15 protein-coding genes and 2 pseudogenes are annotated in these 17,333 nt (G+C 40.9%); 12 read left to right on the top strand and 5 right to left on the bottom strand.

The annotated features are described in order from the left end of the window. Positions 1 to 39: 39 nt before the first annotated feature. From V7L29_RS20375 to V7L29_RS20350, 6 genes are all read left to right on the top strand, one after another. Entirely contained in the window at positions 40 to 564 is a 525-nt protein-coding gene (locus V7L29_RS20375; RefSeq protein WP_334689638.1) for a tetratricopeptide repeat protein, read from the top strand. Positions 565 to 972: 408 nt separating this feature from the next. Next, complete coding sequence (locus V7L29_RS20370) at positions 973 to 2,979, top strand: primary-amine oxidase (RefSeq protein WP_334736622.1); 2,007 nt, start codon at positions 973 to 975, stop codon at positions 2,977 to 2,979. Between the two features lie 120 nt (positions 2,980 to 3,099). Continuing rightward, positions 3,100 to 3,669 (top strand): peptidylprolyl isomerase, encoded by a 570-nt coding sequence (locus V7L29_RS20365; RefSeq protein WP_334689640.1) that lies wholly within the window; start codon positions 3,100 to 3,102, stop codon positions 3,667 to 3,669. A 521-nt stretch (positions 3,670 to 4,190) separates the two neighbouring features. Further along, positions 4,191 to 5,717, top strand: coding sequence for a ferredoxin:protochlorophyllide reductase (ATP-dependent) subunit B (bchB, locus tag V7L29_RS20360; protein WP_334689641.1), 1,527 nt, complete (start codon positions 4,191 to 4,193; stop codon positions 5,715 to 5,717). 165 nt (positions 5,718 to 5,882) lie between these two features. Then, the gene (locus V7L29_RS20355; RefSeq protein ID WP_334736621.1) at positions 5,883 to 6,218 is read left to right on the top strand and encodes a DUF6883 domain-containing protein; all 336 of its coding nucleotides are present in this window, start codon (positions 5,883 to 5,885) and stop codon (positions 6,216 to 6,218) included. Positions 6,219 to 6,221: 3 nt separating this feature from the next. Further along, positions 6,222 to 6,473: a DUF4926 domain-containing protein gene (locus V7L29_RS20350; protein WP_099101239.1), complete on the top strand. Its 252-nt coding sequence runs from the start codon at positions 6,222 to 6,224 to the stop codon at positions 6,471 to 6,473. 323 nt (positions 6,474 to 6,796) lie between these two features. On the opposite strand, the gene V7L29_RS20345 is transcribed toward V7L29_RS20350, so the two are convergent. Next, positions 6,797 to 7,078, bottom strand: coding sequence for a DUF2281 domain-containing protein (locus V7L29_RS20345; protein WP_334736620.1), 282 nt, complete (start codon positions 7,076 to 7,078; stop codon positions 6,797 to 6,799). A gap of 264 nt (positions 7,079 to 7,342) precedes the next feature. On the opposite strand from V7L29_RS20345, the gene V7L29_RS20340 reads away from it, so the two are divergent. After that, positions 7,343 to 10,486 (top strand): plasmid replication protein, CyRepA1 family, encoded by a 3,144-nt coding sequence (locus V7L29_RS20340; RefSeq protein ID WP_334736619.1) that lies wholly within the window; start codon positions 7,343 to 7,345, stop codon positions 10,484 to 10,486. 37 nt (positions 10,487 to 10,523) lie between these two features. Here the strand turns inward: V7L29_RS20340 and V7L29_RS20335 are convergent. Continuing rightward, positions 10,524 to 10,829, bottom strand: a pseudogene (locus V7L29_RS20335) (DUF2470 domain-containing protein). A gap of 253 nt (positions 10,830 to 11,082) precedes the next feature. Between V7L29_RS20335 and V7L29_RS20330 the strand changes: the two are divergent. Further along, on the top strand, positions 11,083 to 11,838 hold the full coding sequence (locus V7L29_RS20330) for a metallophosphoesterase family protein (protein WP_334689644.1): 756 nt from the start codon (positions 11,083 to 11,085) through the stop codon (positions 11,836 to 11,838). Positions 11,839 to 11,898: 60 nt separating this feature from the next. On the opposite strand, the gene V7L29_RS20325 is transcribed toward V7L29_RS20330, so the two are convergent. Next, positions 11,899 to 12,762: a M48 family metallopeptidase gene (locus V7L29_RS20325; protein WP_334689645.1), complete on the bottom strand. Its 864-nt coding sequence runs from the start codon at positions 12,760 to 12,762 to the stop codon at positions 11,899 to 11,901. Between the two features lie 393 nt (positions 12,763 to 13,155). Between V7L29_RS20325 and V7L29_RS20320 the strand changes: the two genes are divergently transcribed. Next, positions 13,156 to 13,689 carry a DUF4330 domain-containing protein gene (locus V7L29_RS20320; protein WP_334689646.1) on the top strand — a complete coding sequence of 178 codons (534 nt, stop codon included), beginning with the start codon at positions 13,156 to 13,158 and terminating at the stop codon, positions 13,687 to 13,689. 93 nt (positions 13,690 to 13,782) lie between these two features. On the opposite strand, the gene V7L29_RS20315 is transcribed toward V7L29_RS20320, so the two are convergent. After that, on the bottom strand, positions 13,783 to 14,775 hold the full coding sequence (locus V7L29_RS20315; RefSeq protein ID WP_334689647.1) for a metal ABC transporter solute-binding protein, Zn/Mn family: 993 nt from the start codon (positions 14,773 to 14,775) through the stop codon (positions 13,783 to 13,785). 772 nt (positions 14,776 to 15,547) lie between these two features. Between V7L29_RS20315 and V7L29_RS20310 the strand changes: the two genes are divergently transcribed. From V7L29_RS20310 to V7L29_RS20300, 3 genes are all read left to right on the top strand, one after another. Further along, positions 15,548 to 15,883, top strand: coding sequence for a hypothetical protein (locus V7L29_RS20310; protein WP_334689648.1), 336 nt, complete (start codon positions 15,548 to 15,550; stop codon positions 15,881 to 15,883). A 309-nt stretch (positions 15,884 to 16,192) separates the two neighbouring features. Beyond that, on the top strand, positions 16,193 to 16,543 hold the full coding sequence (locus tag V7L29_RS20305) for a YtxH domain-containing protein (protein WP_334736618.1): 351 nt from the start codon (positions 16,193 to 16,195) through the stop codon (positions 16,541 to 16,543). A gap of 11 nt (positions 16,544 to 16,554) precedes the next feature. Beyond that, positions 16,555 to 17,091, top strand: a complete 537-nt coding sequence (locus tag V7L29_RS20300) for a DUF948 domain-containing protein (protein WP_334736617.1) — start codon at positions 16,555 to 16,557, stop codon at positions 17,089 to 17,091. Here the strand turns inward: V7L29_RS20300 and V7L29_RS20295 are convergent. Then, positions 17,057 to 17,236 (bottom strand): annotated as a pseudogene (locus V7L29_RS20295) (hypothetical protein); the annotation flags it as partial. The gene V7L29_RS20300 and the pseudogene V7L29_RS20295 sit on opposite strands and share 35 nt — an antisense overlap. Positions 17,237 to 17,333: the final 97 nt, after the last annotated feature.

Genomic DNA, 17,333 nt, shown 5'->3' with positions numbered 1-17,333 from the left:
AGATTACAGAAGCAACTTTTAATATTTGTATTTACAGCAATGGATAACAGTCTAGCCGTTGTTTATCTCTCAATTTTGGTGGTAATACTCACAATTGCGGCCGTGGGTGTTTTTCGCCAGATTTTCAAAACTCGCAAGATTGAAGGCTCCTTTGGAAAATTGCGAAAGAAGTTAGAGAAAGAAAAGGGTACGACTCAAGAATATTATGAGTTAGCCAGTATTTATTCAGAAAAAAAATTGTATTCCCAAGCGATCACGCTGTTTCAAAAAGCTCTGAAAGTTGCCGAAGAAGAAGGAGAAGAAAATATTGCCCCCATTTACAACGGGCTGGGTTATGTTTATTTTATCCAAGAGCAATATGACCTAGCAATTCGTCAGTATAAAGAAGCTCTCAAATCTAAACCAGACTACGTAACAGGGTTAAATAATCTCGGTCACGCTTACGAGAAAAAAAAGTTAACTACTCAGGCGTTACAAACTTACGAAGAAGCACTAAAATTTGCTCCAAATAACTCTATTGCTAAACGCCGTGCTGAATCTTTACGTCGTTTAGTTTCTGCATAAATTAAGACCTAACAAGAACAGCCCCTTCCGTACTAGCGTTAGGGAGTAAGATTCAAAGGAGAGAGGAATGGGGAGCATCCCAATTTTGCAAATTTACCAAGATAATAGATTGTCATTGCGAATGAAGCAATCGCAACATCTAGACTTTGCGATTGCTTCTCTACGAGACGCTCCGCGAACGCTCCATTTCATTACGCTCGCAATGACAAAATATGTTTTTACACATTTGGGATGCTCCCGAGGAATGGAAGTCAAGTCAGTGTGTATTGTATACAAACGAAAAGCGCTATAGTCTCCAGTCCCCCCAACTATTAGCAAATTAATTTAGCTTTAGCTTGCTTAATTTATCGGGTTTCAGGCTTCGGCCTAGAAATAGATAACTATACGTCTTTTGTAAGAATGTAAAAGATGATTAAGCGGCTAAGGCGTTTTTTGTGGTTAGCTATTCCCATCATTGTCGTCATATCTATCTCACTAGGATTAATGGAAATATTGACGGCTCAACAGCCTTCAATTTCCCATCCTCTCACTTCGCTAACAGAGGCAGAAATTAATACAGCTGTTTCGGTGATCAAAAGAGAAAAAACTTTGAGCGAAATGGCAGCTTTTCCACTTATTGCTTTACAAGAACCAAATAAAGAAGAAGTTCTTAAATTTACACCCGGTAAAGCTTTTGGGCGAAAAGCTTTTTTGGTAATCTATGAGCGATGCCTGCGGCAAGGACTCTGTCCTACGCAAAACAAAACCTTTGAGGGAATTGTTGATCTGACAAGCAAAAGCTTAAGTTCTTGGAAAGAAATACCGTCTGTCCAACCTGCGATCGTCAATTCAGAATATGAACTGGCAACTCAGGTAGTTAAAGCCGATCCTCGATGGCAAAAAGCGATGCAAAGGCGGGGAATTACCGATTTCAATCGAGTCAAAATTAGTTCATGGGGCCCAGGCATCCTGAGTCAACAGGAAGAAGCAACAGGTAATCGTTTTTGTCGCAGTTTATCTTACTACAAGGGTAAAGGCTGGAACTATTACGGTAGTCCGATTGAAGGAGTTGTAGCAACAGTCAATTTGAACACGGGTAAAATCGCCAGTTTTGTTGACAGAGGAAATGTCCCTTTCTCTCAAGAAAACTGGAACTATGATGTAAAGTCCTTGGGCAAATTACTTTCACCACTTAAAGCATTAAAGATTCTCCAACCAAATGGTGCAAGTTTCCAGATCAAAGACAATGAAATTAGCTGGCAAGGTTGGAAGTTTCGCTATTTAATGCATCCTCGGAATGGATTAATGCTATACCAAGTGACGCACAAGGACGGGGAAAATATCCGACCAGTTTTATACCGTGCTAGCCTATCGGAGATGGTAGTACCTTATGGCGACCCTGAGCCTACTTGGTCATTTAGAAATGCCTTTGATGTTGGAGAATATAACCTTGGTTTGCTAGCAAATACGATGGAGTTAGGTAAGGAAATTCCCGAAAACGGCCTGTTGCTAAATGCTGTATTTGCTAATGAGCAGGGAGAACCTTATGTAATGCCAGGGGTTACCGGGATCTACGAGCGCGATAACGGAATGCTTTGGAAGCACTATGAGTATAATACTCAGCGCAATGATGTCCGTCGCAGTCGAGAACTAGTGATGACGATGACTGCGGCCATTGACAACTATGATTACAGCATCAATTGGATTTTTCACCAGGATGGAACTTTAGAAGTACAGAACGAATTAACAGGTATTGTACTGGCGCAGGGAACGGATGCCGAAAAACAGGCTGAAGATAATTCCTATGGTCGGCTAATCGCTAAGAATATCTTCGGAGTAAATCACCAGCACTTTTTCAACTACCGCCTAGATTTCGATGTCGATGGTCAGGCTAATTCCGTGATGGAAATGAATGTGAAAGCTTTGCCGATGGATGAGAAAAATCCTTTAGGAAATGCGATCGCACTTGCAGAAATCCCGTTAGCAAACGAAACGGCTGCTGTCCGCGATTTGGATATGAAAAGCAGTCGGGAATGGATGATTGTTAGTGCAGATAAGAAAAATACGCTAGGGGCTGCACCTGGATATATGCTAATGCCTGGGGGAAACTCCACATTTTTCCCTGTAGAAGGCTCGAAAATCCGTCAACAAGCAGAATTTGCGACTCATCACGTTTGGATAACAAAATATAAACCTGCTGAACTTTATGCTGGCGGTGATTATCCCAACCAGACTCAACCTGGACAGGGTTTGCCAAAATATATTGCAGACGATGAGTCCTTGATAGGTGAAGATATCGTGCTGTGGTACACAATGGGCGTGACTCATATTCCGCGATCGGAAGATTGGCCTGTAATGCCTGTTCACCGAGTTGGCTTTAAGCTAGTCCCTAGAGGATTCTTTAGCCGTAATCCAGCAATTAATTTACCAGAGTAAAATATTAGTTTTCTCAAGTTTCCTTCGTTCAGTTTTTTCACAATCTGCAAACCTGTAACTTGAATGCTGATAAGCTTATCGTAGGTAAAATACTGGCAGTTTTCATTCATAGGATACCTCATGAATTTTCCAGAAATTAATATTCCCGGTGATGGCACACTGCACGCTCGTTTAATTACTTCCTTAGGTGAAATTATAGTTCTTTTGGAGGAAGACAAAACCCCCAACACCGTCAAAAATTTTGTAGGTCTAGCAACCGGAACAATCGACTGGAAAGACCCTAAGACAGGTCAATCTCAGAAGGGGACTCCTGCTTACGATGGAGTTCGCTTTCACCGAGTCATCCCTGATTTTATGATTCAGTGTGGCGATCCGCTGGCTCGTTATCCAGATATGGCCAACCGTTGGGGTACTGGTGGCCCAGGATATCAATTTGAAGATGAGTTTCATCCTGAATTGAAACACTCTAGTGCAGGTATCCTCTCAATGGCAAATGCAGGACGCGGTACTAATGGTTCCCAATGGTTCATTACAGAAGGGCCAACGCCTCATCTTGACCGCAAACACAGTGTTTTTGGTAAAGTTGTCGAAGGTATGGATATAGTCAACCGCATCGCCAATGTGCCTACGACTAGAGATCGTCCGAATCAAGACGTAGTGTTAGAAAAAGTAGAAATTTTTCGGCAGTAACTAACACCTCTTTAGGTTAATTTCTACTCCCTCGAATGAACAAATTGCGTTAGTGTTATTCCCCCCTTTTTTCCTAGTTTAAGGAGGGTTAGGGGGGATCTTGATACAACCTGATTCTTTACAAAGCACAGATGTACCAAATAATAACTAATTAACCGCACATGATATCAGAGGATCTTTGGATTTTTTGAGAAGTTGTACATAAACTTTCTAAATTTATTGGTGATGGTTAACACACCGCCCCAAATTGAAAACAAATTTGCCGAAAAATTAAGATTTATTTTAAAAAATCAACAGTAATGTTGTTAAAGTTCAGAAGCTAGATTCAAATCAGGCACGAGGTTTGGGCGATGCCTACCCTGGACAAGCCGGGAGCACTTCAGACAAAATCCTTACAAGTCTTCACTTCATCAGGGATACAAGTTTTGAGACAATCAGAAACGATTTAATAATAATCAAGCACTTATAGTCCACTCTTATCGGACTCCGTGTTATTTCTGTTGAAAAGGGAGAACACAAACATGAAATTGGCTTACTGGATGTATGCAGGCCCAGCCCACATCGGCACTCTGCGAATCGCTAGCTCTTTTAAAAATGTCCATGCGATCATGCACGCCCCACTTGGCGATGACTACTTTAACGTCATGCGCTCCATGCTATCGCGGGAGAGGGATTTCACTCCAGTGACAACCAGTGTCGTTGACCGCAACGTTTTAGCACGTGGTTCTCAAGAGAAGGTGGTAGATAACATCACCCGCAAGGATGCCGAGGAACACCCAGATTTGATTGTGTTAACTCCCACCTGTACTTCCAGCATTTTGCAAGAAGACCTGCACAACTTTGTGGAACGGGCGCAGTTGGAAGCGAAAGGAGACGTAATGCTGGCGGATGTGAACCACTACCGTTACAACGAACTGCAAGCCGCCGATCGCACTCTCGATCAAATCGTCCAATACTACATTGAAAAAGCCCGGAAGCGGGGCGAATTGGCTGAGGGCAAAACTGCAAAGCCCTCAGTTAACATTATCGGTACTACTACCCTCGGTTTCCACAATAATCACGATTGTACCGAACTAAAACGGCTGATGGCTGACTTGGGAATTGAGGTAAATACCTTAATTCCTGAAGGTGCTTCGGTAAATGACTTGAAAAAGATGTCCCAAGCCTGGTTTAACTTAGTACCTTACCGTGAACTCGGTTTGACCACAGCTCGTTACCTAGAAGAACAATTCGGCACACCTTATATAGATATTACTCCAATGGGTGTAGTGGAAACTGCCCGTTGTATTCGCAAGATTCAGCAGGTAATTAACGCTCAAGGCGCAGAAGTTGACTACGAAGACTTCATCAATGAGCAAACCCTCTATGTATCTCAGGCTGCTTGGTTCTCCCGTTCCATTGACTGTCAAAACTTGACTGGCAAAAAAGCTGTGGTCTTTGGTGACAACACCCACGCCGCCGCAATCACCAAGATTCTGGCGCGAGAAATGGGGATTCATGTTGTTTGGGCTGGAACCTACTGTAAATATGATGCAGACTGGTTCCGCGAACAGGTGAGTGAGTATTGCGATGAAGTGCTAATTTCCGAAGATCATGGTGCAATTGGGGATGCGATCGCTCGTGTCGAACCCTCTGCCATTTTCGGAACCCAAATGGAACGCCACGTTGGTAAGCGTTTGGATATCCCCTGCGGCGTAATTGCTGCACCAATCCACGTCCAAAACTTCCCGATTGGTTACAAACCATTTATGGGTTACGAGGGTACTAATCAGATTACAGATTTGATCTACAATTCCTTCACTTTGGGAATGGAAGATCACCTATTAGAAATCTTCGGTGGTCATGATACCAAAGAAGTAATTACTAGAGGAATTTCTGCTGATTCTGATTTGAATTGGACAAAAGATGGTCAAGCAGAATTGAACAAAATTCCTGGATTTGTTCGCGGGAAAGTGAAGCGTAATACTGAAAAATTTGCCCGCGATCGCGGTTTCAAAGAAATCAACGCTGAGGTATTGTACGCCGCGAAGGAAGCCGTCGGGGCTTAGATTAGAGTTTAATTGAGAATATTGAGGGGTGAGGAGTTATGTATACTCTTTACCCCCATTTTTTTTGCTTTAGTGATAAAAATTAAGTGATGAGATATCATAAATGTAATATTAATTTTTATATATTTCTCTCAATAACTATTTAAAATAACCAAATTAAATATAATGAAAATACCATTAGGTTTAGTAATTCAAGATGAAAAAATCACTAAATACCTACTTGTTTATCAACCTAAAAGTGATAAATCAAGATATCTAGCTTTAGCAGGATATAATCTTGACAACTGGGAACTTCTTAAGAACGATATAATAAATGCTGTAGAAGGTTCTGAAATTAGAAAAGTTACGCCTAGTGATTGGGGGACTCAGTTTGAGGTTAAAAGCGAGTGGACTGGGCCTAACGGTCGATTAATTAAGGTAATTACTATCTGGCAACAAGATGAAGAAACAGAATTTGTTAGATTTATAACACTATATCCTGATAAATCACAGGAGACTTAAACGATGACAACAGCTAGTTTATTTCAGTGGGTAGAACTGAAGCACAATGTTCCTAATAGTCCTGTAAAAGCTGGCGATAGAGGGGTTGTGTTGGATCATCTGCGTCCTACTAAAACTCAGCAAGAGCCAGGATATATTTTAGAAATCTTTAAAGACAGTGAAACTCTAGATGTTGTTTCTGTGCCTATTTCCTGGGTCAATCCTCTACCTGAAACCTGGGGAAGTATTGAACATGATACAAGACAGACAGTTTAAAGCAGAAAAAATCAAGCTCATTGCTAAATTTCGTCTGCGATCGCGGTTTCAAAGAAATCAACGCTGAGGTGTTATACGCCGCGAAGGAGGCTGTCGGGGCGTAAGTTAGCGGGTTTGCGATTCTTAATAATAAAGAGCATATCTTAATAAATGCCTTTTATTATTACTTATTCTAACTATTAGAAAGTATTAAGCGATCACATTACCTAAAATAAGAAATGTATTATTTACTTTGGATAAATGAGAAGGATATGATCGCCTTCTTATAAACTCAAGGACTAATCATACGCTGAAGTCCAACTAAAATTGTAAATAACGAGTTGTCATTCCTCAACAATAACTACTCCCATCCCAGCAACATACTTGACAGGCAAACCCTTATCTAACTCGCCGGGTTGCCAATCATAAGGTTCATAGCTACCTAAATTTGATAAGTCAGTCTCTAGCCATCCTGCATCCGATTCTTCATTGACTACAGATAACTGAGATTCCTGACGATTCTCTTTTCGCCACTCTAGAAACTGTAAGAAATCTAGAACTTCCTGCTGTGCATTTTCTGGAAGGCATTCTAGTTTCTCTAAAATCTTTTCTTTGAGAGAATCCATGCTTGCTGCAACCCTTCGGGCGATCGCATTTCTTAACGCAGAAATTTACTGATAAATAAAAATTAACAGCGAATAAATATCACAATACAAAATTATTACTTCGGGGATCTAATAGGCAGAATAACCCACTAGAGTCAGAACCGATGTGTCTCCCATTACGAAGTAAAAAAAGCATCATGTAAGCCTCGCAATCTCTCTTAGAGAAAAAAAGTAGATGCATGTTAATGTTTTAATCTCATTGACTTTCCCTTCACACCTTTTCCTATGCATCTGCACTATTTACACCCCCAACACCTTGAAGAATTAGTCAATAGTAGTGGTATAGACTTACACCTAGTGCAACTCAATTTTAGGTCACTCCAAGGCGTAACAGCTTATGAGTACCTATTGATTTCTGAGCTACTTCCCCGCACCAATACCGGAATGGTGAAAAGTGGATGGTTGCAGCGTTATGCTCATATCACTGAAGGTGGTTGGTGGTGTTCGGGGCTAGACCCTTTGAATAATTGGCAAATGATGGAATGGGGATGCTTTAAGCCAAACCAACCTCGACAGAATCACAATGGTAAGTCCATCAAATACGAGCATCCCCCCAGCACGCCAACGCGGGTGTTTTGTTTGCGGGTAACGCTGCAAGTGTGGCAGCAAGTCGCTGGACGTTACAATCTGGTCATGCCTGACGATATCACCATTACTGCTGATGGTGAAGCTGAAGGCTTTTGGCAATGGGTAATGCAACAGAACATTCCCCTCATTCTTTGCGAGGGTGTGAAGAAAGCAGCCACACTGTTGACGCAAGGATATGCAGCTATTGCCATTCCCGGAATTACTAGTGGTTATCGGGTTGTTAAAGATGAATTTGGCAAAGTTACCTGTCGTCAGCTAATTCCTGATTTAGCAGCGTTTGCAATTACAAAGCGTAGCTTTTATATTTGCTTTGATTTTGAAACTCAACCTAAAACAATTGCTGCTGTAAATAATGCTATTTCTCAACTTGGTTGTTTATTCCAGCAAGAAAAATGCACTGTTAAAATTATCGAACTTCCAGGAATAGAAAAAGGAGTTGATGAGTTTATCGTTGCTAAAGGTGCAAGTAGTTTCGAGAAACTTTATCGGCAAAGTGTTGATTTAGAAATTTATCTTGCTCAAACCAAACCCTACACTGAGTTAAGCATTCCTGCTGCATTCACCTTTAATCGCCCTTATATAGGTGAAATTTCTTTCCCAACTTCTGGATTATTAGGAGTCAAATCAGCAAAAGGAACAGGTAAAACTACAGCACTGCAAGCCGTTGTTCAGCAAGCAAAAATCCGAAATCAACCCGTTTTGTTAATTACTCATAGAATTATACTAGGACGATTTTTATGTGAAAAAATTGGTATTCAATGGGGAATAGAGAAAAATTCAAAATTCCTAACTCCTAACTCCTATACAAACGCGATTAATCGCGTCTCTACTCCTCTAAACTCCCTTGGATTGTGCGTTGATTCTATTTGGAAACTTAACCCTGAAACTTGGCGGGGAGCAATAGTTATTTTAGATGAAGTAGAGCAATCTTTGTGGCATCTATTAAACAGTAATACTTGTAAGCACAACCGTGTAAAAATATTAAAATTATTCCAGCAACTAATTTCCACAGTTTTAACAACTGGAGGGTTAGTAATTGCCCAAGATGCTGATTTATCAGATGTGTCACTTGAATATTTACAGGGATTAGCAGGAATTAAATTAACACCTTGGTTAGTTCTCAACCAGTGGAAACCTCAGCATGGGTGGGATGTGACTTTTTATGATTCGCCGAACCCAACACCGCTAATTCACCAACTGGAATTAGATTTACTTGCTGGACGTAAATGTTATGTTACTACCGATAGTCGCGCTGGGCGTTACAGTTGTGAAACAATTGAACGTTATCTGAAAGAGCGGTTACAAAAATTACGACGGCAATTTCCCAAAACCTTGGTAGTTAGTAGCCACACTACAAACACACCTGGCCACGCAGCGGTTGATTTTATCGCAGCTATTAATCAAAAAATATCTGAATATGATGGCGTTTTTGTTACCCCTAGCCTTGGTACAGGAATTAGTATTGATGTCCAACATTTCGACCGAGTTTATGGCATTTTTCAAGGAGTAATTCCTGATTCGGAAGCAAGACAAGCATTAGCAAGAGTGCGGGATGATGTTCCCCGTGTTGTCTGGTGTGCTAAACGAGGTATTGGCTTAATTGGTAGTGGTAGTACAAATTATCGGTTGCTATCTGATTGGTATCAGGAAAATCAAAAAGAAAACTTAGCTTTGCTTAGTCCACTACATAAAATAGATGTGGATTTACCTTTAATTTATGACCCGATTCATTTGCGAACTTGGGCCAAGTTATCTGCACGCGTAAATGCTTCTATCCGCCTCTATCGTCAATCGATGCAAAATGGTTTGATTGCTGATGGGCATCAAATTCAGATGCGGAGTAATGCTGTTCCCAATAATATTATTCGAGATTTACGCCTGGCCTTTTTGGCAACTGATGCTGATGATTTAGCTACCCGCAGAAGATTAATTTTAGAAATTGTCAAAGTTCAAAAAGATTGGGCGCAAAGCCGTCAAAAAGCTAAAGAAATTAAACGCAAAATTAAAGATATTAAACAGCAAAATCAACTATCGGTAGCAACTGCTGTAGCTAATGCTCAAGATATCGATTATGTAGAATATGAGCAGTTATTAGTGAAGCATTCCCTGACTGATCGAGAACGCAACCAAATCAATAAATATGTTCTCAGACAAAAATATGAGGTAGAAGTTACTCCTTGGCTGAAGTTGCAGGATGACCACGGATATTATCCTCAACTGTTAATTCACTATTATTTAACTCACGAAAGCGAGTATTTTCATGCTAGAGATGAGCAAGAATGGCATCAGCAATTATCTTGGGGTGAAGGGAAAGTTTTTCTACCAGATTTAAAAACTTATACGCTCAAAGTTGAGGCGATGAGAGCCTTGGGAATGCTTCAGTTTCTTGATGCAGAACGAGAATTTACTGAGAGTAATCCAGATTTGATATTGCTTAAAAATGTTGTTTTTCAGCATAGTAAGCATATTAAAAGAGCGCTTGGGATTAACTTAGTTGGGGAGAAAGAGCAGGTTTCAGCAATAAAAATACTTAGCCGACTATTAAATTTGTTGGGCTTGAAACTAAAGCGGGTAAATGAGGTTTATCAAATCGACCTGGAAACGCTTTATGATGGCAGAGAGAGAATATTTGCAGTTTGGCATCAACGGGATGAGTTGATGTTGACTGATGTTAAGAGGGTTGGCTATGAGTTGCCTGATTATTCTTCAGACTGGAAGCTTGAAATTCTACAAACCAAGCCTTATACCGCAGTCGTCAATATCCTGTACCCTACTATCTAGTGGTGATGCGTTTCACACTGTGCTAATATCCCAATTTCTACTTTGCCTTCACCTGTGCCTGCTTCACCATCGCTATTAGAGTTTGATGGGCATCTTCCGCATCTGCTAAAACATGATCAAACTGAATGCGAACTGGTACAGCTTCCCCATTTACTTGCGCTGTTAAATCCATACCTTGTGCATCAATTGACAGCATTTTTGCTGCAATGTCTCCGACGGGCTACGCCTACGCATCTGTTATACCGCCAAAAGCTTTAGCATAAAGAACTATGGCATCAGCATGATCATCATTCATATGCTTGTAGATGCGCGAACTAATATCAGCAAAGAAATCCTTTGACATTGTGAGATTGAAAATGAGCAATACAGTAACAGCTTAAATTTTAAGCTAACAACGTGAATGAAATTGGCTGATTTTCTTTCTTTGCGCTCAAGAATATGAATTTTACGCCATTGTTATCATAAATTAATTTTATTTTTGGGTGAATAATTAAATTAAAATAAAACTTATTCAGTATTTTTACCTTCCATTACGGAAACCAGACAGCTTAAACTGTAGCAGAAGTATTAGCCAAAACTATTGAAGCTAAGAGACAATGAGCGAAATTAGCCCCAGACGAATTGTAATTGGGGATGTGCATGGTCACTATGAAGGTTTAATGACGTTGTTGGAGGCGATCGCCCCCACCTCAGACGATCAAGTCTATTTTTTGGGAGACTTAATTGATCGAGGACCTCATAGTGCACAAGTAGTTAATTTTGTCAAGCGAAATAACTACCCATGTTTGCTGGGAAATCATGAGCAGATGTTATTAAACATTCTCACCAATGAAAGAACCTCATCCCCGACGATGCAAGCATGGCTGTACAGTGGAGGGCAAGCTACCGTAGCCAGTTACCACGAGGCTTCAATCCCTGATGACCATCTGGATTGGTTCAAGAGTTTGCCTACATATCTCGACTTGGGGGATATTTGGTTAACTCATGCTGGTGTTGACCCTTCCAAGTCGGTGACAGAACAAACTGCCGATCAATTGTGTTGGATACGAGAAGAATTTCATAGTATTAAAAAACCCTATTTCCCAGATAAGCAAATTATCATCGGTCACACCATTACTTTTACTCTGCCGGGTGTTTGTCCTGGTAAACTGGCACAAGGACAGGGATGGCTAGACATAGATACTGGCGCTTATCATCCCCGGAGTGGCTGGTTGACTGGACTGGATGTCACGAATAACTTAGTTTATCAAGTTAATATTTTTAAAAACTATCACCGTGCCCTGCCCTTAGAAGATGTAGTGAACCGAGTTGATCCAGCCAAAATCAAAGTCGATCGCCGCAATCACAATTGAGCAATATTCGAGATCAGGCGGAGTGGGGGAGCAGCGAAGAATAACTAACGTCCTATGCCCTCAAGACCTCGCTAATGGTCGAATATTAGCTTTATAACTAGCTTTATCCAAGCCATACTTTCCATTACTAGGTTGAGAGTTAATTTCACGTCTGAGGGCATCAATGCGATCGCTGGTTCCGGGATGCGTACTCAAAAATGTTGGAGCAGAACCACTCTTTTTTAGCAGCTTTTGCATAAAGGAAACCATTGCAGACTGAGCATAACCAGTACGTGTCAAAGTTCGTAATCCTCTTTGATCAGCCTCAAATTCATTTTTACGACTGCGTGGCAAGTCTCGCGCTAACTGTACACCAATTTGCACCGCCGTATTTCGGTCTAAGCCAGCAGCTGTTAATAGGCCACCTTCGAGAGCTTTTTGCTGCATCTGTTTGACTACGTGTTTCCCGCCAATGTGACCAATTTCATGGGCGAGTACACTTGCTAGTTGCGCTTCATTGTCTGCGGTTTTCAGCAAACCCGTGTGGACATATACATAGCCGCCCAAGGTAGCAAAAGCATTAATACTGTCATCCTGAACTACTTGGAAGGTATAGGGGAGATCGGGGCGATCGCTATTTGCTGCTAAACGCCGACCAACTTGTTCCACATAACGATTAACTTCCCGATTGCGGTAAAGCCGGACTTGACTGCCGACTAATTCCTGATTAATCTGCTTACCAAGATCAACTTCTTGGTTAGGGGATATATTAGAAAGTTGAAATGCCTGAACTCCTTGGAGTAGAAGAGGCAAGAAGTCTAAAGTTCTTCCAGGCAAGGGTGTACTCAGACACAGACTCAGGGCAACTACCACCGAAATTAAAGGATAAAACCAGCGACGCCGCCATAGAGGGGAATTTGCAACAAAACCTTTCCAATTCAACATAATCTGCACTGAAGATAATTTTGGGAGAACATAAAATGATGGGACAAATGATGAGACGGTTTTAGATCATTCTAAGTTGCATTTTGAACTCAAGACCAAAGGGGTTGTTATACAGCCAATGCTCACGTCAATCTCCCGAATTGTGGGGGGCTAGAGATTCCCTCTAGGCATAGGCTTAAACACTAGATTTTACCTTCTGGATGCGTCAGTCCTAATAGGCAAAAGTTTGAGAGTCATCTGCCGTCACTTTGAACTTACGAACTCGTGATCAACTGTCGCATAACCGCAACGCCTAGCCGCTTTGAGTTATTACAAAATAGGGAAAATTGCTATTCCCATTGAAAACTTTCTTGCTACAATCAATTACTTCACTATTACCTCGGAAAAATTTTTATGGCTATTTTAGATTCAAAAGGTCGTTTGTTCGGCAAAATCAACCTCTTAGATTTAGGTGCTGCACTGGTAATTCTGCTAGTTATATTTGGCATCTTTGTCTTTCCTGGCACTTCTGGTTCTGTTGCCCAAGTCGGTGCGAAAACAATACCCATAGAAGTAGATTTAGTAGTCCGTGGTTTGAATGTCCGTGACCCTGAACAATTATTCAATAACGGATTAAAAAAAGGCGGGAAAACTAATGTGATTATTCGCAATCAACCCTATGGGGAGATTGAGATTAAATCTGTTCAACAGCTACCTAGAACAATCAATATTCCTCAACCTAATGGCACTGTTAAAGAATTGCTAGATCCGAAGACCAATAATTTTAGTACAGATTTGATTTTGACTTTAGATGGCAAGGCCCAGGTGACTGAGAATGGCCCAGTTCTGGGTAACAGTAAAGTGAAAATTGGAATGCCATTTGAGTTGGAAGGCTTTAATTACAACTTCAATGCAACTGTTATTGATATCAGATTAAAAAACAAATAGCATTTGCCTTTTCCTCTTTAAAAGCAGGCTGATAAACCGAACTTTATAAAATCAAAAAACTCGGTTTATCAGATTATTCAATTGAGGTTATAACTACTGAGCAGCTTTCGCTTCAAACATTAAATACGTCCCTTCTAACCCTTCTACAATTGTGCGTGTATTGGCAATCATCATTTTCTGATAAGTGTCAGCCTCACTTCCTGGTTCACCAAGTCCCTCAGCATATAACTTCCGGCGAGAAATTTTTACTTCAGCTTCTCTTGCTACAGATTGAAGAAAATTAGGATTAATTGCCGCCTCAGTAAAAATTGTTGACACTTTAGCCTGTTTAATATTTGTTACCAAATTTTTCACTTGTGCAGCCGTCAGGTTTTTGTCAGTACTAATACCTTGTAATCCTCCTGCTGATGAAATACCGTATGCTTTGGCGTAATAACCCAGTGCATCAGAGGTTGTAACTAACTTGCGTTCTTTGACAGGAATACTGGCAATTCTTGACTTAATCCAGCTATCTAGTTGAGCGAGTTCATTTGTAATTTTTTTGGTATTGCTGGTATAAACCTCTGTATCACTAGATTCTAATTTTATCAGGTTACTATTAATTACCTTCACCATTCTGATAGCATTTTTGGTATTGTGCCAAAGATGAGGATCAGTTATATTTTTACCGCCTGCCTGAAATTTTTGTGGTTTAGGCACTGCCAGTTGACCGACGGCTATTTTCGGTGCAGTGTTTTTAGTTGCTTTAATTAATTTGATCAGATTTGGTTCAAAATTGTAACCAGTATAAAGAATAAGATTAGCTTGCTCAATGGCTTTACGATCTTCCGGTTTTGGTTTATAAAATTGGGGGTCGGCTGTAGGGGAAATTAAGCAGGTAAGGTTAACTGTATTCCCGGTAATCTGTCTGGTTAAGTCACAAAGTACACTTGTAGTCGCTACGACTTGAGGAAGATTATCATTTACCTGCGTAGTAGTCTGAGTGAATGCGGTTCTTGTAGCTTGATTTCCACACCCAACAAATCCAACCGTCAAGGCAACAAGAATAGCTCGGAAGCAATTAGTTGATGGTAATTTTTTTGACATCCTCAACTCCTACTGGATGTATTGAAATAATCATTATCAGTAACAGATTAGTGAAATACCAGGGGGAAGCCTTCAACAAGGAAGAGGTTAAAGGTTGAGGGAAAACGGGTAAGCCTCCGGCTGGGAAAATTGTAAAAGTTAAGGCAAGAGGAATTAATCGACTCTCTCCTTTCACACTTTCCCTTTCCCCAGCTCACATCCAGCAATTTTTGCTTGGTGAACCATTATTAAGGTTTTTACAGGCAAAATGTTAGTTAACTTTACGCAACAGACTGGAAAACTGGTAGAGGTAAGAGCACAATAATAAAGGCGATGCTGGGGAGCCTCTGGTAAGAAGTGTAGTTCTCTCCCCGTTTGTTGAAGGGGCTATGCCATTGTGCTTACATGCCACAAAGGTCACAAATTGATTAGGACTATCAGGTTAAGGAGTGCAACGTAGTAATGCTGGGGCTTATTGAACATACGGGTTGATTTCGCAAACTGAGTCGTGAATCTAAGGCAATTGTAGCTGTGGTTTTGTGAAGTGTGGGCATATGGTTGTTACAAAATTGGCGAATTGGCGATTTTTTAGCCATTAGCCTTTGTTAGACTAATTTTCACCTAGTAAAGCCTTTCAATAGCGCTCAGAGCATCATCTAACTGCTCTTTATTACTATAATCCCGGCTGTACTTTATGCCATAATTTTTATCCTTTAGTTTCTTCATCATTAAATAAAAACCAACTCAAGTATATTGAACAATTCCTCAAAGCTAATATTGGTGAAGATAAACAATGGTAATTTTAGTTATCCTCGTTAACACCCTGATTTCGCTGATACTACTCTATGTGGCTTGGCGGGTGTGGCAACTCAAGCAGCAGTTAGCATACATAGCAGATAGGTTAACCGTCTATGAAAGTTGTACCCATGCAGCACTGAATAAAGCCCCTGAAAATATTTATCTTAGCCAGGAGAATATTTATAACTTACGGCAGAAAAATCAAGCGCTACAAATGCAAATCCAACAAGTGCGGCAAATTATCAGTCTACTTTTGTTAGGACGACAAATTTGGCAGCGTTATTTTCGGAGGCTAGAGTTAACATCTGGGAAAAGAACTTTTGCAAAATGAGTTATGTCAGGTTTACATGAACATTTATAATTAGGGCTGATGCGAGGACACCGGGATGTGGTGACACAAAGAGAAGTTTAAGCGCCGATTTGGGACTTATAAGTCCGCCATCAGGCTTACCGTCAGCATAAAAACTTTGACAGATACGGGGAGTTTTTAATTATAAGTAATTAATGATTTTAATATTTAATCAATATAAGCAACATTTCTGGCTGATATTTTGTCACATAGATTAACTGGATAAAATCGGTGGAGTCTTACAAGGAGAGAAAACCCACCTAAAATGGGTGTAAGGAGAGAAACAACAAGATGTCTAATAACCGTTCTGGAGTATTTATTGGCGGTTTGATGCTGGGAGCTACCATCGGTGCTTTGACCGGTTTGCTCGTGGCTCCACGCACAGGGCGCGAAACGCGTAAAATTTTGAAAAAATCTGCCAATGCTATCCCAGAATTGGCAGAAGATTTATCAACGAGCGTGCAAATCCAGGCAGATCGTCTCTCTGCCAGCGCACTGCGAAACTGGGATGAGACTTTAGATAGATTACGGGAAGCGATCGCAGCAGGTGTAGATGCTACTCACAAGGAAAGCCAAATCTTAAAGCGGCAAACATCTGTTGAAGACTCAGATTCTCTTCCCCAGCAATTAGAACGCTTATAAATGGCATAACCGTGATTGACCCCCTGTTTTGGTTGGGACTTTCCTTACTCTTAGTCGCCACAAGTTTGACTGCGGTTTTAGTGGCGGCACTACCGGCTTTGCAGGAGTTAGCACGCGCTGCTCGCAGTGCAGAAAAGCTATTTGATACACTATCACGGGACTTACCGCCGACTCTAGAAGCTATCCGTGTGACTGGTTTGGAAATCACTGACTTAACTGATGATGTAAGTGAAAGTGTAAAAAGTGCTAGTCAAGTAGCCAAACAAGTTGATCAAAGCCTTGATAGTGCAAGAAAACAGGCTCAAAATCTGCAAGTAGGTACACGCAGCATTTTTGTGGGTGCGAAAGCTGCTTGGAGAAACTTCACGCGGCAAAAACCCACGAAGCGAAATAACGATCGCTTACTAAGCAATGAACAACCACTAACGTTGCGAGAAAGAGAAATGCTCAGGCCAGAAAATCGCCGGATAAAAACAGAAGTATACCGCGCTAATGACGGTTACAACGATGCTGCTAACTGGGAAACCAATTTTGATGATGAAGATTGACCAAAAAATGGCATAGGTTTTCGTCATCAATTTTAGCTTGACCACGGGTAGCATATACTGCTTGAAGGCATTCTTCAAAATCATCACCTTCCCAAGTACCAGCGTGTCGAAGGATGCAGCGTCCCGAAGCCGGACGATATGTAAGTTACTCTTGAACGCCAGAGGTTTCGGTAGAAAATACACTTTATATTAAAAATTCACAAATACCACTGCCTAGTCCCTATTCCCTAAAAACTCTTTGC

Source organism: Nostoc sp. (assembly GCF_036916575.1).
Lineage (GTDB): Bacteria > Cyanobacteriota > Cyanobacteriia > Cyanobacteriales > Nostocaceae > Nostoc.
Note: the sequence above shows the minus strand (reverse complement) of the source record. Positions and strands in the feature narration are given on the sequence as shown.

Bases quoted from the DNA above. Each gene is read 5' to 3' on its own strand.
- V7L29_RS20375 (WP_334689638.1), top strand. From the start codon at position 40: ATGGATAACAGTCTAGCCGTTGTTTATCTCTCAATTTTGGTGGTAATA.
- V7L29_RS20370 (WP_334736622.1), top strand. From the start codon at position 973: ATGATTAAGCGGCTAAGGCGTTTTTTGTGGTTAGCTATTCCCATCATT.
- V7L29_RS20365 (WP_334689640.1), top strand. From the start codon at position 3,100: ATGAATTTTCCAGAAATTAATATTCCCGGTGATGGCACACTGCACGCT.
- bchB (WP_334689641.1), top strand. From the start codon at position 4,191: ATGAAATTGGCTTACTGGATGTATGCAGGCCCAGCCCACATCGGCACT.
- V7L29_RS20355 (WP_334736621.1), top strand. From the start codon at position 5,883: ATGAAAATACCATTAGGTTTAGTAATTCAAGATGAAAAAATCACTAAA.
- V7L29_RS20350 (WP_099101239.1), top strand. From the start codon at position 6,222: ATGACAACAGCTAGTTTATTTCAGTGGGTAGAACTGAAGCACAATGTT.
- V7L29_RS20345 (WP_334736620.1), bottom strand. From the start codon at position 7,078: ATGGATTCTCTCAAAGAAAAGATTTTAGAGAAACTAGAATGCCTTCCA.
- V7L29_RS20340 (WP_334736619.1), top strand. From the start codon at position 7,343: ATGCATCTGCACTATTTACACCCCCAACACCTTGAAGAATTAGTCAAT.
- V7L29_RS20330 (WP_334689644.1), top strand. From the start codon at position 11,083: ATGAGCGAAATTAGCCCCAGACGAATTGTAATTGGGGATGTGCATGGT.
- V7L29_RS20325 (WP_334689645.1), bottom strand. From the start codon at position 12,762: ATGTTGAATTGGAAAGGTTTTGTTGCAAATTCCCCTCTATGGCGGCGT.
- V7L29_RS20320 (WP_334689646.1), top strand. From the start codon at position 13,156: ATGGCTATTTTAGATTCAAAAGGTCGTTTGTTCGGCAAAATCAACCTC.
- V7L29_RS20315 (WP_334689647.1), bottom strand. From the start codon at position 14,775: ATGTCAAAAAAATTACCATCAACTAATTGCTTCCGAGCTATTCTTGTT.
- V7L29_RS20310 (WP_334689648.1), top strand. From the start codon at position 15,548: ATGGTAATTTTAGTTATCCTCGTTAACACCCTGATTTCGCTGATACTA.
- V7L29_RS20305 (WP_334736618.1), top strand. From the start codon at position 16,193: ATGTCTAATAACCGTTCTGGAGTATTTATTGGCGGTTTGATGCTGGGA.